At 32.4% G+C, this 17,022-nt stretch carries 12 protein-coding genes and 1 pseudogene; 6 read left to right on the forward strand and 7 right to left on the reverse strand.

Annotation, left to right across the window (positions count from 1 at the left end; all coding sequences use genetic code 11):
* Positions 1 to 712, forward strand: a pseudogene (locus GBO31_RS15580) (hypothetical protein); the annotation flags it as partial.
* A 286-nt stretch (positions 713 to 998) separates the two neighbouring features.
* Here the strand turns inward: GBO31_RS15580 and GBO31_RS15585 are convergent.
* The 5 genes from GBO31_RS15585 to GBO31_RS15605 all read right to left on the reverse strand — a co-directional run bounded on the left by GBO31_RS15585 (position 999) and on the right by GBO31_RS15605 (position 7,983).
* The gene (locus tag GBO31_RS15585; RefSeq protein ID WP_219009291.1) at positions 999 to 1,877 is read right to left on the reverse strand and encodes a bifunctional 5,10-methylenetetrahydrofolate dehydrogenase/5,10-methenyltetrahydrofolate cyclohydrolase; all 879 of its coding nucleotides are present in this window, start codon (positions 1,875 to 1,877) and stop codon (positions 999 to 1,001) included.
* A gap of 53 nt (positions 1,878 to 1,930) precedes the next feature.
* Entirely contained in the window at positions 1,931 to 3,259 is a 1,329-nt protein-coding gene (gene ffh / locus GBO31_RS15590; RefSeq protein WP_219009292.1) for a signal recognition particle protein, read from the reverse strand.
* A 212-nt stretch (positions 3,260 to 3,471) separates the two neighbouring features.
* Positions 3,472 to 5,655 (reverse strand): fasciclin domain-containing protein, encoded by a 2,184-nt coding sequence (locus tag GBO31_RS15595; protein ID WP_219009293.1) that lies wholly within the window; start codon positions 5,653 to 5,655, stop codon positions 3,472 to 3,474.
* Between the two features lie 130 nt (positions 5,656 to 5,785).
* Positions 5,786 to 7,177 (reverse strand): fasciclin domain-containing protein, encoded by a 1,392-nt coding sequence (locus GBO31_RS15600; RefSeq protein WP_219009294.1) that lies wholly within the window; start codon positions 7,175 to 7,177, stop codon positions 5,786 to 5,788.
* A 134-nt stretch (positions 7,178 to 7,311) separates the two neighbouring features.
* A complete protein-coding gene (locus GBO31_RS15605; RefSeq protein WP_219009295.1) occupies positions 7,312 to 7,983 on the reverse strand; it encodes a hypothetical protein in 672 nt (223 codons plus the stop codon).
* Between the two features lie 93 nt (positions 7,984 to 8,076).
* Between GBO31_RS15605 and GBO31_RS15610 the strand changes: the two genes are divergently transcribed.
* The 3 genes from GBO31_RS15610 (at position 8,077) to GBO31_RS15620 (ending at position 12,058) form a co-directional block, all read left to right on the forward strand.
* Positions 8,077 to 8,592 (forward strand): RNA polymerase sigma factor, encoded by a 516-nt coding sequence (locus GBO31_RS15610; protein ID WP_219009296.1) that lies wholly within the window; start codon positions 8,077 to 8,079, stop codon positions 8,590 to 8,592.
* Positions 8,593 to 8,657: 65 nt separating this feature from the next.
* Positions 8,658 to 9,566 carry a FecR family protein gene (locus GBO31_RS15615; RefSeq protein ID WP_219009297.1) on the forward strand — a complete coding sequence of 303 codons (909 nt, stop codon included), beginning with the start codon at positions 8,658 to 8,660 and terminating at the stop codon, positions 9,564 to 9,566.
* A gap of 98 nt (positions 9,567 to 9,664) precedes the next feature.
* Positions 9,665 to 12,058 carry a TonB-dependent receptor plug domain-containing protein gene (locus GBO31_RS15620; RefSeq protein WP_219009298.1) on the forward strand — a complete coding sequence of 798 codons (2,394 nt, stop codon included), beginning with the start codon at positions 9,665 to 9,667 and terminating at the stop codon, positions 12,056 to 12,058.
* Here the strand turns inward: GBO31_RS15620 and GBO31_RS15625 are convergent.
* Complete coding sequence (locus tag GBO31_RS15625) at positions 12,055 to 12,522, reverse strand: GNAT family N-acetyltransferase (protein WP_219009299.1); 468 nt, start codon at positions 12,520 to 12,522, stop codon at positions 12,055 to 12,057. The two genes, GBO31_RS15620 and GBO31_RS15625, sit on opposite strands and share 4 nt — an antisense overlap.
* Before the next feature lie 149 nt (positions 12,523 to 12,671).
* On the opposite strand from GBO31_RS15625, the gene GBO31_RS15630 reads away from it, so the two are divergent.
* The gene (locus GBO31_RS15630; RefSeq protein ID WP_219009300.1) at positions 12,672 to 14,660 is read left to right on the forward strand and encodes a tetratricopeptide repeat-containing sensor histidine kinase; all 1,989 of its coding nucleotides are present in this window, start codon (positions 12,672 to 12,674) and stop codon (positions 14,658 to 14,660) included.
* An 8-nt stretch (positions 14,661 to 14,668) separates the two neighbouring features.
* Here GBO31_RS15630 and argS read toward each other — a convergent pair whose 3' ends face one another.
* Positions 14,669 to 16,447 carry an arginine--tRNA ligase gene (gene argS, locus GBO31_RS15635; protein ID WP_219009301.1) on the reverse strand — a complete coding sequence of 593 codons (1,779 nt, stop codon included), beginning with the start codon at positions 16,445 to 16,447 and terminating at the stop codon, positions 14,669 to 14,671.
* Between the two features lie 105 nt (positions 16,448 to 16,552).
* Here argS and GBO31_RS15640 point away from each other — a divergent pair, with 105 nt between their 5' ends.
* Positions 16,553 to 16,984: a hypothetical protein gene (locus tag GBO31_RS15640; RefSeq protein WP_219009302.1), complete on the forward strand. Its 432-nt coding sequence runs from the start codon at positions 16,553 to 16,555 to the stop codon at positions 16,982 to 16,984.
* The last annotated feature ends 38 nt before the right edge of the window (positions 16,985 to 17,022 follow it).

A 17,022-nucleotide genomic window follows, 5' to 3' on the forward strand; every position in this document is an offset into this window, starting at 1 on the left:
TGCGAATCAGAACAAAAGTGCCGCTGAAAGAAGAAGGTTAGCTGAATTAGCTGAAACACAAAAAGCACTTGAAGCAGCTAATAAAAGAACTTTAAGTAGTTCTGAAACTGCTTATACACCTATAGAGTCAAAAACTTCCTCTAGTGGAAGCAATCCAAGCTCTACTCAATCTTCTTCCGCATCTGCTGCTCCTTCAAAAGCTGTTAGAGAAAATAAATTCTCAACTTGGGAAAAGAAAACATATAAATCAGGAGCTACTCCTAAATCATTCAACTTCAAAGGTAAGTATGAATACAAATTAGACAACTACCTTAAAATAGAAGTTGGTAAAAATACAGATGTTGTTGTTAAGCTTGTAAAAATGGGTAAAACAGCAAAAGACGATGAAACTATAAGAATCGTATACATTAATAGTAATCAAACACAATTTATTAGAAACATTCCTGAAGGAGAGTACTATTGTGTTATTGCATATGGTAGTGACTGGAGAGAAAATCCAAATGCACCTGCAGGAAGCGGTAAAGGACAGTTTACTAAAAATCCTTTATATGAGAAAGGTCAAGATATCTTAGATTACAATGTTATCAAAACTGATGTTGGTATGAATGTTCCATCGTATAGTTTATCTTTAGATCTTTTACCAAATGGTACATTATATAATGATGCTGAAGATCAAGACAATATTGATGCTAAGGCATTTGGAGAATATTAAAAAATAAAACATACATAATTATAATTTATTATCACCAATAATAAATGTAGATAAAAAAGGTGTCGTAAAACGACACCTTTTTTATTGTGATAAACTAACCCTCTCTGCAATACATAAAATTAAAACTAAATAAAAGAGATTAAAATTTATTCAAGAAAATTAAATTATTAATATTCTTTGGCTATAGATATAGCGCATAAAAAACCTCAAATTTATTATTAAATTTGAGGTTTTATTTTTTTATAATATGTAAACTATAAGAAATATTATAACAGTAACAGCACTGCTATTTTCTATGCCTTTCGCGAGCTAATAATGTATTTTTTAACAACATAGCAATCGTCATAGGACCTACACCTCCAGGAACTGGAGTAATAAATGAAGCTTTCTTACTTACATTTTCATAATCTACATCTCCAACTATTCTATATCCTTTTTCTCTCGAATCGTCAGCAACCCTAGTAATACCAACATCAATAATAACTGCATCATCTTTAACCATCTCTGCTTTCAAGAAATTAGGAACTCCTAATGCAGAAATAACGATATCAGCTTGAGAAATAATCTGTGTTATATTCTTCGTATGACTATGAGTTAAAGTTACAGTGGAATTACCAGGCCAACCTTTTCTTCCCATCAAAATACTCATTGGCCTACCCACAATATGACTTCTTCCAATAACAACCGTATGCTTTCCTTTTGTATCCACATTATAACGTTCTAACAATTCCAAAATACCAAAAGGAGTAGCAGGAATAAAGGTAGACATATCTAAGGCCATTTTTCCAAAATTCATTGGATGAAAACCATCCACATCTTTATCTGGATCTACTGCTAGAAGTACTTTTTGAGTATCAATTTGTGGAGGCAATGGTAATTGAACGATAAACCCGTCAATATCTGAATTTTCATTCAACTCTTTTATTTTGGCAAGTAGCTCTACTTCACTGGTTGTACTTGGCATTTTCACCAAAGTAGATTCAAAACCTATCCTTTCACATGCTCTTACTTTACTTCCTACATAGGTAAGACTAGCTCCATCATTACCGACCAAAACAGCTGCTAAATGTGGAACTTTTTCGCCACGATCTTTCATCTTTTGAACTTCCGCAGCAATTTCATTTTTTATATCGTTACTTATTTTTTTTCCGTCTAAAACTTCCATAGTTAAGCCCCTGCTCTATATTTAAATTATTAAAATTGAATATTTACGAATGGTTATCGCATTTTACCCATCATTTGCATCATACGTTTTCCACCTCCACCTTGCATCATCTTCATCATTTTACTCATCTGATCAAACTGTTTTAGCAATTGATTCACCTGTTGTACCGAAGTACCAGAACCTTTTCCTATACGTTTTTTTCTACTTGCATTTATAATTTGTGGTTTTGTACGTTCTTCTGGAGTCATTGAATGGATAATTGCTTCAATATGCTTAAAAGCATCATCATCGATATCAACATTTTTCATCATTTTTCCAGCTCCAGGAATCATTCCAACAAGATCTTTCATATTCCCCATCTTCTTTACCTGTTGAATTTGCTTTAGAAAATCATCGAACCCAAATTGATTCTTAGCAATTTTTTTCTGTAATTTTCTAGCTTCTTCTTCATCAAACTGCTCTTGTGCCCTTTCTACCAAAGAAACAACATCTCCCATCCCTAGAATACGATCCGCCATACGAGAAGGATAGAAAACATCAATAGCTTCCATCTTCTCTCCTGTACCAATAAATTTTATCGGTTTATTAACAACAGACTTAATAGAAATTGCGGCTCCACCTCTCGTATCACCATCAAGTTTGGTCAGAATAACACCATCAAAATTCAAAACATCATTAAATGCTTTGGCAGTATTCACTGCATCTTGACCTGTCATTGAATCTACAACAAATAATGTTTCTCCAGGTGTAACAGCTTTATGAATATTAGCTATCTCAGTCATCATTACTTCATCCACAGCTAAACGACCTGCTGTATCAATAATAACAACATTAAATCCATTTGCTTTTGCATGGGCAACACCTGCTTTTGCAATAGCAACTGGATCAGTATTTCCTCTATCACTAAAAACCTCTACATTGATTTGCTCTCCAACAACGTGTAACTGATCTATTGCTGCAGGTCTATAAACATCACAAGCTACTAAAAGTGGTTTTTTAGTCTTTTTATTTTTTAGATAATTTGCTAATTTCCCAGAGAATGTTGTTTTACCAGATCCTTGTAAACCTGACATTAATATCACGGAAGGATTTCCAGAAAGATTTACTCCTGCTACTTCTCCTCCCATCAAATCAGTTAACTCGTCTTTTACAAGTTTAACCATTAACTGACCTGGCTTCAAAGATTTAAGTACATTCTGACCTAAGGCTTTTTCTTTTACCGTGGCTGTAAAATCTTTAGCGATCTTATAATTCACATCGGCATCAACCAATGCTCTACGAACTTCCTTAAGTGTCTCTGCAACATTTACTTCCGTAATTTGTCCGTGACCTTTTAAAATATGTAACGCCTTATCTAACTTATCACTTAAATTATCAAACATATGCTTTCTTCTGGTTTTTCAATGTCCTCTTTTTGACGGACAGGTGCAAATTTAATAATTTGAAGTGTATTTATAAAGAATGGTTAAGATAGAATTCTATATCAAACGATAAATAAATTTGTAAACAAAAAAAGCTATTAGAAAGACTCTATATTTTCTTCCTAATAGCTTTTCAGACAATTATTTTAGGCTAACTCAAAATGTCTGTCTTTTTAATGTAGTGAGGATGGAATTAATACACCATTAATTACATGAACAATACCGTTAGAAGCTTCAATATCTGCTAATAATACTTTAATAGAACCATTTAAGAATACTTCGCCATCGATCATTTCTATACTCACCTGATCCCCTTGTACTGTTGTAACGGTTTGACCTGCTATCAAATCCTCCGCAGAAAATTTTCCTGCAGCAACATGATATAATAACACTTCAGTTAAAGCATCTCCATCAGGAATTGCATCTAATGCAGCAAACGCATCATTTGTAGGCGCAAATACGGTAAATGGACCTTCTCCATTTAAAGTATCAACTAAATTAGCAGCTTGTAATGCCCCTACTAAAGTAGAAAGTTCTGGTGTAGCTACAGCAATCTCAACAATAGATTGTAAATCCGCTGGAAGAAGTAAAACACCATCTATTACATGAACAATACCATTAGATGCTTCAATATCTGCCAATAATACTTTAATAGAACCATTTAGGAATACTTCGCCATCAACCATTTCGATGGTTACCTCATCACCTTGTACGGTAGTCACTGTCTGACCTGCGATTAAATCTTCAGCTGAAAATTTTCCTGCAGCAACATGATATAATAATACTTCTGTTAAGGCATCTCCTCCTGGAATTTCATCTAGTGCTGCAAATGCATCATTCGTAGGTGCAAATACGGTAAATGGACCATCTCCATTTAAAGTATCGACTAAATCAGCAGCTTGCAAAGCACCTACTAAAGTAGAAAGTTCTGGTGTTGCTACAGCGATCTCAACAATGGACTGTAAATCTGCTGCAGGAAGTAAAACACCATCGATTAAATGAACAATACCATTAGATGCTTCAATATCTGCTAATAATACTTTAATGGAACCATTTAAGAATACTTCGCCATCAACCATTTCGATGGTTACCTCATCACCTTGTATTGTGGTTACTGTCTGACCTGCGATTAAATCTTCAGCTGAAAATTTTCCTGCAGCAACATGATATAATAATACTTCTGTAAGTGCATCTCCTCCTGGAATTTCATCTAGTGCTGCAAATGCATCATTCATTGGTGCAAATACGGTAAATGGACCATCTCCATTTAAAGTATCAACTAAATCAGCAGCTTGCAAAGCACCTACCAAAGTGGAAAGTTCTGGTGTCGCCACAGCTATTTCAACTATAGAAGGTAAAGGTTCAAATGAAGGTGGTATTAGCACAGTGTCGATAATCTGAATAACACCGTTCGATCCTCCAACATTAGCTGAAAGCAACTTAACAGTATCATTAATAACTATTTCATTATTTTCATCAAGACTAACTTTTATATTTTCTCCTTGTAGCGTCTCTATCATTTCTTGAGCTAGCAACTGAGGAGTATTCAGTCTTCCACTTGCAACATGATATAACAGAACTTGCCTTAACACTTCCAATTCTGGTACTTCATCAAGAGCAGCAAAAGCTTCATCTGTAGGAGCAAATACTGTAAAAGGTCCTTCTCCAGATAATGGTGCAACTAAATCAGTAGCTTGTAAAGCTCCTACTAAAGAGGTAAACCTACCATCTTCAACTATTAATTCCACAATAGTTTTATCTGGGAAAATTGTTTTGATTAATTCTGCTTCCCATTCTCCTCTTCCGATTCCATTTCCAAATATTCTAAAACCTCCTTCTAAATTTCCTTCTTCATCTACACGTCCTATTCCAAAAATTAAGTTTCTTCCTGGTGGATTAATGATTAAATAAACAATACCGTCACTTACAATAGCTCCTCTTGTTCTTGCTCTAGATCCATCAGGAAGTACTAAGTTTCCTCTTACAATAGTAAAACTTGCATGGTATAGCGTGAAATTTAATCTAAGCTTTCCAACAATATCAGTTCCGGCACCAGCTCCACTATTTATGGAAGCCGAAAAGTCATATACTCTGCGCTCTCTGCTAATATCGAAAATAGCGTTTTTGGCATCACCAAAAGCTTCTTCCTCATTTTCGGGCTCTAACAACTCTCCATCAATAATGTTTTTAGTCATTTCTTCGATTTCATCGAAGCTAATGATCTTTGATTCTTCAAATTCAATTTGATCGGGATCTGGTTGATTTAATTCGTCATTATCTGTTTGGCAAGAGATAAAAACGTTGATTACAAAAAGGCACAGGAATGGTACCGTTAATCTTTTGATTAGCGTTCTCATGGGTTTTAATTTTATTTGTTAATATTAAGATGCGTGTGTGAAAAAAGGGCATTTAGTTATGAAGAGAAATCAAGGGTTTCAATTTCTAAATGCCCTTTTGGGGGGAATCTTTATTTTGGGGGAAACTATATTAGTTCAATTGATTCGGAATCATCACTTTGTTGATCACGTGGATAACTCCATTGCTTGCTTGCACATCTACTGCAACAACTTCAATATCCGTATTTCCACCACCGTCAGTTAAATTAGCAATTGCGCTATTCGTTCCAGGAATAATAACCGTAAGAGGATCTCCTTCTAAAGTACCAGGAGTTACTAAACCATCGCTTAAATCACCAGAACGTACATTTGCATTTGCAATTACATGATGAAGTAATATAGGAGTTAATCCACTTTCATCTGGAATTTCAGTTAATGCATCAAACGCACTATTTAAAGGAGCAAATACGGTGAAAGCAGGATCTATACTATCCAAATTTCCACCTTCAGTTCTAGATAAGATAGAAGCAAAATCTGTAGCAGGTGTTAAGTCGGTTAATGCACTTACAAGCGTAGAAAAGTTAGCATCTGCTGTAGCGAAAGTTACCACTGTTGGTAATGTAATTACAGCTCCAACTTTATGAATAACTCCATTTGAAGCTACAATATCGGCTTGAGTCACAGTTGAAATACCATTAAATGATACTCCTCCATCTGTATTGATATAAATACTAAGATTATTCATAGTATCACTATATGTTGCTAAAGTATTTCCATAACCAGTAGTTAAACCTGAAGAAATGTTAGTGCCAGCAATTACGTGATTTAATAAAATTTGCTCTAAAGTTGCAACAGGTACTCCAGAAATATCTCCTAAAGCTGTAAATGCTGCATTATCTGGTGCTAATAACGTTAGATTACTATCTGCTCCACTTAGCACTGCTTCAAAATCAGTAGTAAAGCCTGTTGTAGTTGTTGCAACTGAAGCTAATGAAGAAAACTCACTATCTGCAGCTACAAAAGTTAACATTGTAGGTAATGGTATCACTTTATCCACTGCATGAATAATTCCATTATCTGTCATAATATCTGGAGTAGTAACAGTTGATTCTCCATTGATTACAACACCGCTGGATGTATTGATATACATACTAAGGTTGGCACTTGAATTAGCTTCAGTAGCTAAATTATTAACATATCCTGTAGTCAGGCCAGAAGATGGAGCTCTTACTCCTAATACATGATTTAAAAGAATTTGTCGTAAAGTTTCTACAGGCACATCTTCTAAAGCTGTTCCGTCTAAGAATTCAGTGAATGCTGCATTATTTGGTGCGAAAACGGTAAAATCTCCATTACCATTTAAGGTAACATCAAGATCTGTTCTTTGTAAGGCTGCTAATAGCGAACTATAATCTGCGTTATCAGATACAAAGTCTGCTATAGTCATTGTATCAGGGATGAATATCGTATCATCATCATCGCTACATGAAACGATAGAAACTAAGCACAATGTTAAAAAAGCTTTTTTGAAGAAATTTTTCATATTATTGGTTTTTAATTTTAATTTATTGTTCGATGATGAAACAACTGATAGATTAAAAGTGCTACCTCAAAATATGATTTTAATACTTTTTTAACTTTTTGTTTAACGTTTTAGTTAAAAAAATTAAACAAAATTTACCCATCATTTTCCTCACAAGATGCCTGAAAAGCCAGAATTCCCGAGAGTAAATCAGTATTATGTGCTATGTCAAGAAATTCTCCATTACTAAGAAGTAATCGGATAGGGTAGTTAATTGCGACAACGGTATTTGCATTCAGATTCCCCATGAACCCGAACACCTGTGCATCGTGAAACACTTCAGTAGTACCTATTATATTATTATTAGAATCGTATGTCGCAAACCTAAATGGATATACAAAATCTACGCATTCTATATCTTCATCTTCAATTTGACACGTATCTGCCAGGTTTCTTAAAGCAGCATCATTTTCTATAATCTCACTAACATGATCATCTCTTGTGATGGTAATAGGAAACTGTATCTGGATATTATCAGACACCTGCAATTGATTATAATCTTCAATTTTATTGATTACCAAAGGTTCTGAATTACGTATAATCATATACGGAAGGTTAATACTAAAACAATTGCCTCCATCTACGATATCATCAAATGAACCATCGTGTGTAACAATATTTTTCATCAAACCTACCAACTGCGAGCTTTGAGGTATTGTATTATCAATCGTTGGATCAATAATCTCCTGTTCTTCTTCCTGACATGAAATCGTAAGGAGTAAACAACCAAGCATCATCATCAAAAAACATTTTCTTAAATCACTCATATCCAAATCTTCTAATTAACTACTATAATAACAATTTCAGAGCCCAAATTCCCACTAACTTTATATTTTTTTTACATTTGAAAAAAATACAAAATGTCTAAGTCCCTATTTCAGGATGTTTGTGACGAACGATTATTTTCTGAGCTTTTTAAAAAACATTCAAAAAACCTTCATGATTTTATCTACTATAAATATGGTTCACATATAGATCCTAAAGATCAAGTTCAGGAAGCTTTTATCAAACTTTGGGATAATTGTAATAAGGTTTCTGTCGATAAAGCCAAGAGTTTCTTATTTACGGTTGCTAATAATCTTTCTTTAAACAAAGTCAAACATGATAAGGTAAAGCTAAAATATCAATCAACTGAAAAAAAAGATCGTACTAATGAAAGTCCTGAATTCATTATGGAAGAAAAAGAATATCTTCAAAAATATCAGAAAGCACTTTCTAATCTAACAGAATCCCAACGTGTAGCTTTTTTAATGAACAGAATTGAAGGTAAAAAACATAAAGAAATTGCTGAGATTTTGGGGATATCCAGAAAGGCAGTAGAAAAAAGGATTTATGGTGCTTTGGAGAAATTAAGAAAAGATATTGATGGAATTTAAAAAAATAATATCGAACAGGGTAGGAATTTTATGTCATCAATTGTTATATACATAAGAACTTTGCTATGAAAAAGGAAGATCTTATTAAAAAGTGGTTGGACAACGAACAACTCACTAAGCAGGAATCGGAGGCGTTTGAGAAATTGGACGCCTACGATTCTTATGTAAGAATCTCTGAAACTGCAAAACAATTCAAAGCTCCTGAATATGATGTCACCAGTAATCTAGACATCGTAACTCAACAGTTGAAAGCACCTAACACTAAGACTTCCGGAAAAACGTATTTCTATTCCATTCTGCGTATTGCAGCAGTTTTTGTTATCGGAATTGGTATTTATTTTTCTTTCTTTAATGAGTACAAGGGTAAAGAGATTAAAACAATTGCTAGCCAAAAAGCAACAATTACATTACCTGATAATTCTATTGTAAAAATAAATGCTACATCTTCCTTAGCTTATGATGAAAAAGGTTGGGAAAATAATCGAGAATTATATTTAGACGGTGAAGCGTATTTTAATGTAGCAAAAGGGAAAAAATTTGATGTGCGCACATCATTAGGTGTAGTTAGTGTAATTGGAACCCGATTTAATGTCAAACAAAGAGAAAATATTTTTGAAGTTGTTTGTTATGAGGGGATCGTTAGTGTAAATAGTAATGATCAAATCGAATATTTAAAAGCTGGAGATGCTATTATATTTAATTCAGAAATTAGTGAAAAACTAAAGGTAACTGATCAAGAACCAACATGGTATACTAACAAAAGTTATTTCAATAAAACTTCTTATGATAGAGTGCTAAAAGAATTGGAATGGCAATACGGTGTAGAGGTTAAAACAAAAAACATTGATCCTACTATTGTTTTTACGGGTAATTTTGTACATTCAGATATTGAAACGGCATTACAATCGATTACGATTCCGATGCGGTTGAAATATGTGATTAATAACAAAACCGTAACCTTATTTAAAGAGTGATTCAACCCAAAATCCTCGTATCTACTATCTTCATATTTTTAATTCTTTTTACAAGTCAATCCCAGACTAAAAAGGATAAATACACACTTATTTCTGTTTTGAACACTATTCAAGAACGGTACGGATACGATTTCTCATATGTAAATAAAGAATTAGAAGACATCTATATAAATTCACCTTCAACAACATTATCTTTTGAGGATACAATTCTTTATTTAGAAAAAAACACTCCTTTTAAGTACACCAAGTTATCTGACAATACGGTAACTATAAGTTTTATTCCACAAGAAATTTGTGGAATATTATACAATACAGACAATCAAATCATAGCAGATGCATCTATCATTGGACAGCAGAATGCTTCAATAAGTGATGTTTCAGGAAAATTTTCCCTTCAAGTTGATTCACCTAATGAAAACATTGTAATTAGTTTTTTAGGATATACCTCCACTACTATAAAAGCCTTGGATTTTCTAAAAAAACCTTGTAAAAAAATAATTCTTACACCTAAACTTGAATATATAAACGAAATTGTTATTAACGATTATTTGATCAAAGGAATCGATAAACAATTGGATGGTTCCATTCAGATTGACTATAATAATTTTGGAATTCTTCCAGGACTTGTTGAGCCTGATTTATTACAAACTATACAAGCACTTCCTGGAGTATTAAGTGTTAACGAAACTGTTTCAGACATTAATGTAAGAGGAGGCACTAATGACCAAAACCTGATTCTTTGGGACGGAATTAAAATGTATCAATCGAGTCATTTCTTTGGTCTTATTTCGGCTTTTAACCCATATCTAACAAAGAATGTACAAGTATTCAAAAATGGATCAAGTGCTCGATATGGTGATGGCGTTTCTAGTGTTATAGCAATGAATACAACCGATAAGATCAACAAAGAATTAGAAGCTAGTATTGGTTTAAATTTAATCAGTGCTGACACTTATATTGACACACCAATCGGTAACAAATCCTCTGTTCAGTTTGCAGTAAGGCATTCCATCAATGAGCTGTTAGAAACACCTACCTATAATCAGTATTTTGACAAAGCCTTCCAAAATTCAGAAGTTATTAGTAACGGTAATTCTGGTCAGCGGTTTTCTTTCTATGATGTCAGCTTAAGATGGTTATATCAACTATCTCCAAAAGATCTTATTAAAATCAATGGGTTGCTTATGAGAAATGATCTTGTTTTTCAAGAAAACTCTTTAGATAGTCAAATTGATATCTCTAGAGAAAGCAGTGCAAAACAAAACAATTTGGTTGGAGGTATTTTATATCAACGCAATTGGAGTAACCTTTTTAAAACGGAATTACTTCTTTATGGAACTAATTACCAATTGGAAACAATCAACTCTGACATACAGAATAACCAAAGACTTCTGCAGGAAAATGATGTTTTAGAAAATGGACTTAAACTAAATACATTTCTCAAAACTAATTCGAACATCAACCTTAAAAACGGTTATCAATTTAATGAAACCGGTATTACTTATCTTCAAGATGTCAATAATCCTACTTTCAGAAATCTAACGAAAGAAGTGGTTAGAACACATAGCCTATTTTCTGAAATTGAATATCGTTCTGAAAATGGTTCTTTATACGGTAACTTTGGTGCTAGACTTAACTATTTAGACAAATTTGATACTTATATTTTAGAACCAAGAATTAATTTTTACAAAAGATTTTCTAATCATTTCACTTTAGAAGTATTAGGTGAGATAAAAAGTCAATCCACATCTCAGATTATAGATCTACAAAACGACTTTTTGGGTATAGAAAACAGAAGATGGGTATTGTCTAATGACCAAAATATTCCTATTTTAAAAAGTAATCAAATTTCGGTTGGACTTAGTTATAATCACAATAATTGGTTAGTATCTACTGATCTTTATCGTAAAAATGTTGACGGAATCATCACTAGAAGTCAAGGTTTTCAGAATCAATTTGAGTTTTCTGATGATCACGGTTCTTATACAGTACTAGGAATAGATTTTTTAATTAATAAAAGATTTAAAAATTTTAGTAGTTGGCTTAGCTATTCCTATGCAGACAACACATATTCTTTTAACAATTTGATTCCTTCTGATTTTGCTAATAATATAGACATAAGGCACAATATCAATTTTGCCGCAACATATAATAAAAATAACCTTAAAATATCAGCTGGTATTAATTGGCATAGTGGTAAACCTACAACACTGCCAGATTTTACAAATACTAGCACAAATGGCACAATTAATTATGTAGCTCCGAACAGTTCAAGATTGCGTAATTATATACGAATCGATCTTTCATCTACATATACATTTAAAATAAATAAGTTTATAAGTGGGCTTACCGGTATTTCTATATGGAATGTTCTAGATCAAGAAAATATCTTTAATGAATACTATTCGCTAGATGAAGAAGGAGAAATTGAAGAAATACGTGAATTTGGATTAGGAATTACACCGAATGCTTTCTTTCGTCTAAGTTTCTAAAGGTGTTTTACTCCGTTATAACTAATCACATCATCGCCTCCTGCCACCTTTTCAWTGTTTTTAATAATCTTGAATTTATTTTTCTCGAAAAAAGCTTTCATATTGGTATTAATTTGGGTTGTAAGCACATCCATACCAACTTCTCTAGCAACCTCTTCTAGTTTCTGGTATAATTTTTTTGCAATACCTCTTCCCTGATAGTTTTGATGCACAAAGACATATTCTATCTCACCATTCTTAGTAAGCGAAAATGATCCAATAACTTCACCATTTAGCTTGGCATTATAGACATAATCATTTTTAAATTTTTGTTTCCAATGATTATTATCCAATGCCAATCTGGAAAAAATTTTTACTTCATCCTTCGTAAATATTTTTGATCCATAAATAGTAACCGTCTGATAAAACAGACGTTGCATCAATGGCAAATCACTGTCGGTAGCTCTAGATATTTGGTAATTCATGAATTAAACAGAAGAAGTCTTCTAATCTTTTGGGGTAAAACGTCATTTCCTATAAAAATAAGAAAAATGAGATAGGAATGAAATTTTTTGTTAAAAAAAATATAACGTAGCTAAAAAAATCGTAATTTTTAACAGCCTTAAATCTTTATATGAAACCTACAACCTACTATTTAGCGTTCGCTATGCTATTTCTGTATGCAATATCCTATAGTCAGCATACAAAGTTGGATAGTATTGTGAATACGACCAGTTCTATTTCAGATTCCCTTAACATTGATCTAGCCGCAGATTTAATTTATGATCTAAGTTTAAAAGAGAAGTTTGAAGAAGGTCTTCAATATTCAGACACAATTATTCGAATATCACAAAAAATAAAGTATGATAAAGGTGTTGGAAAATTGTACAATGAAAAAGCAAATATCTACAACCAGATGGATCAGCTTTTTGACGCTTTATTGTGTTATGATCAAGCCTTCTTATATTATGGAAGAGTTAATCATACTCGTGGTTTGGCAATAACGCAAAACAATAAAGCTGTTATTGAACAAAGATTAGGGAACTCTGAAAAAAGCTTAGTTCATCTTTTAGAAGCTTATTCCTATTATGAAAAACTGAAAGATAGTTCCAAATTAGCTACTACTATTAATAATATTGGGAATGTATATGCCCATTTAAAGAATTTTGAGTCTGCTAAAAAATATTATAGACAATCTCTTGAATTAAAAAGAAAAACCGGTTCCAATACCATAGGTTCTACATTACATAACATAGCAATAATCTATGTGAAAGAAAATAAATTGGATAGTGCGTTAGCATTTTCTAATGAATCTTTAGAAGTGAACAAAAAGGAGAACTATAGCTACGGAATTGCTGAAAGTTACAATGCACTTGGTAGAATATCATTCATCAAAAAAGATTATCAGAAGGCTAAAAAATATTATGAATCTGCACTTTTTATCGGAGGGAAAGTTGCCTATAAAGAAAGACTTATTAGGACAAAATTGTCTCTAGCTGAAATYGCCATTAAAACAGAGAAATTTGAAGAAGCAGAAAATTATATTTCATCAGCAAAAGAAGAGTCAAAAAAAATGAATTCTACGCCGCTTCTTCTTAACACCTATGATTTATACTCAGTTCTAGATTCTGCAAGAGGTGATTATTTAAATGCCTATAAATGGCAAAAACAATATAAAGATCTTTACCAGAAACACACTCTTAAAGAAACTACTCAGCAAATTGATATTGTAAAAAGTAGATTGGAAAATGAAAAGAAACAACAAGCATCATTGGATAAGCAAAAAAGAGAAAAACAAGAGGCTAAAGAAGAGTTATTTAAACAAAAAATATATACCTATGTTGCAATTGCAGCATTTATTGTTGCTTTTATTTTTATCATTGGAATTATAAAAGCGAGAATACAAAGAGCTAAATATATAAAAGAGTTAAACCAATCAAATCAAGTAAAAAATAAATTGTTTTCTATCGTATCTCACGATTTAAAAAATGAAATACATGGGTTAGACAAAACGCTTAACCTATTAAAAGAAGATGTAATTTCGGAAACTGAATTTAAGGAAATTATACCTGTACTTTCTAATAGCACACACCAAACTTCAATATTATTAAATAATCTTTTGAATTGGTCCAAATCCCAAATGAAAGAACTTAAAGCAAGTCCAAAAGACTTTGACTTTACTGAAGTTATTAATGATAAAATTGTATTTTTTACTTCTAGAGCTTCTCAAAAAGGAGTTAAGCTTATTAATAATCTTACAGATTTCACGAAGGTGTTTGCAGATAAAGATATGTGTACTATTGTAGCTCAAAATCTTATTGCCAATGCTATTAAATTTTGCAAATCTGGTGATACACTTACAATTCATAAAGAAGAAGAAAAAGATATCATGAGGATTTATTTCAGAGATACTGGAATTGGAATTCCAAAAGAGAATCTATCAAAATTATTCTCAGATATAACACTAACAACTAAGGGTACTGATAACGAATCTGGAACGGGATTAGGTTTAAAGATCTGTAAAGAGTTAATATCTCTAAATCATGGAACATTAGAAGTAAAAAGTATTCTTGGGCAAGGAAGTACGTTTTGTATCCAACTACCCAAGAATAATATCTTATAAGATGTATTTTACATTCGCTCTGGCACCTGTATTCCCAGCAATCCAAATGCAGACTTAATAGTTTGCCCTACTGCCCCAGAAAGTTGGATTCTAAATACTTTTTCATTCTCTGTGTCGGCCCCAAATATTGAAACATTTTGAAAGAATGAATTATATGCCTTTACCAAATCATAGGTATAATTAGCAATAATTGCAGGACTTAGATCTTTGGCTGCATTCTGAATTATTTCAGGATACATTTCCAATAATTTAAGAAGCTCTTTCTCTTTTCCTTCTAAACTAATATCTTTTATTTGATCTTTCCAATTAAAGTCTGCTTTACGAAGAATAGCTTGAATCCTAGCATAAGTATATTGTATGAAAGGTCCTGTATTACCTTGAAAATCGACAGATTCTGCAGGATCAAATAAAATTCTCTTTTTAGGATCTACTTTCAAAATAAAATATTTTAACGCTCCTAATCCAATGGTCTTATATACTTGATTTTTTTCTGTATCTGTATATCCATCTAATTTCCCTAATTCTTTAGAAATCTCACCTGCTGTTTCTGCCATTTCCACAATAAGATCATCCGCATCAACTACTGTACCTTCTCTACTCTTCATTTTACCACTTGGCAGATCAACCATCCCATAACTTAGATGATGTAAATTTTTTGACCAGTCGTATCCCAATTTCTTAAGGATTAGAAAGAGCACTTTGAAATGATAATCTTGTTCATTCCCTACGGTATAAATCATTCCTCCAATATCAGGATTATCCTTTACTCGTTGAATAGCAGTTCCAATATCTTGTGTCATGTATACAGCAGTACCGTCACTTCGTAACACTAATTTTTCATCTAATCCTTCATCTGTAAGGTCACACCAAACAGAACCATCATCTTTTTTGAAGAATACTCCATTGGCCAGACCTTCTTCGATATTATCCTTACCTAACAAATAAGTATTACTTTCGTAATAATAGCTATCGAAATCTACTCCAAGTGCTTTGTATGTTTGCTCAAAACCATCATACACCCAATTATTCATGGTTTTCCATAGATCTACAACCTCAGCTTCTCCTGCTTCCCATTTTCTTAGCATCTCCTGGGCTTCTAATAAAATTGGGGCTTCTTTTTTAGCTTCTTCTTCGGATTTACCTGACACTATTAAATCTGATATCTGACTTTTATATTCTTTATCAAATCTCACATAATAATTACCTACTAATTTATCTCCTTTTAATCCTGTAGATTCCGGAGTTTCAGCATTACCAAACTTTTGCCAAGCTACCATACTTTTACAAATATGTATTCCTCGGTCATTGATAATTTGAGTTTTATACACTTTTTTCCCACTAGCCTTAATAATTTCAGCAACTGCATATCCCAACAGATTATTTCTAATATGACCTAAGTGCAAAGGCTTATTGGTATTAGGAGAAGAATATTCTACCATAGCCGCTTTATCTCCTTCTGTAGGAATTACAAAGCCATAATTTTCTTCATCCTTTATTTCAGCAAAAAAGTCTAGGTAATAAGTATCTGAAATTACAAGATTTAAAAAACCCTTCACTACATTGAAAGAAGTAACATTTTCTACATTTTCTACAAGATATGTTCCTACCGATTCACCAATTTGAACAGGATTTCCTTTAACCACTCTAAGCATAGGAAAAACTACCACGGTAATATCACCTTCAAACTCTTTACGAGTGCTTTGTAGTTCTACCGATTCTAAATCTGCTTCATATAGCTTTTTAATAGCTGCTTTTACCTGTTCTGAAATGATTTGATGTAATGTCATTTTATAAATTGTATTTGATCTAAAAATCAGGCAGCAAAGATAAAAGAAATATCAGGTTCTACCACTTCTATTCATATCAATTCGTATCTTGTAAGAAAAGAAAAATTGCTCGTTAATAATACGTATAGAGATCCTGAACTAAAAAAAACATTAAGAGAACAGGTTGGTAAACCTTTTACTTTATTAGAAAGAATCAAATTAGGAGGAATAGGTTCTCCAAAACTTCACATTACTGAAGCTAGTTTAGAGATTAACAATCTACTTTTATTAGATAATCGTATAAATTCCTGCAATATTGAATTGAGACCTAAAGGAATCTTACTTGGTTTTGGTGTACGTTTAGAAACTTATTTATTGGTAATCCCTTTTTATAAATTAGTCATCTATAAAGGTAAAGCAGAAGAATATAGTATATACAAGGATCACTATTTTATAAAATTTAAAGCCTCTAAAACAGATACTGCTATTCACAAATTTGTGCAAAAAATAATAAGCTATAAAGCGGATCATGGGCCACAAAGCTTGGAATACCCATAACATTTAAACAAACAAAAAGACATTAAACAGATGATAAG

The organism is Aquimarina litoralis (genome assembly GCF_019295435.1).
Taxonomy (GTDB): domain Bacteria; phylum Bacteroidota; class Bacteroidia; order Flavobacteriales; family Flavobacteriaceae; genus Aquimarina; species Aquimarina litoralis_A.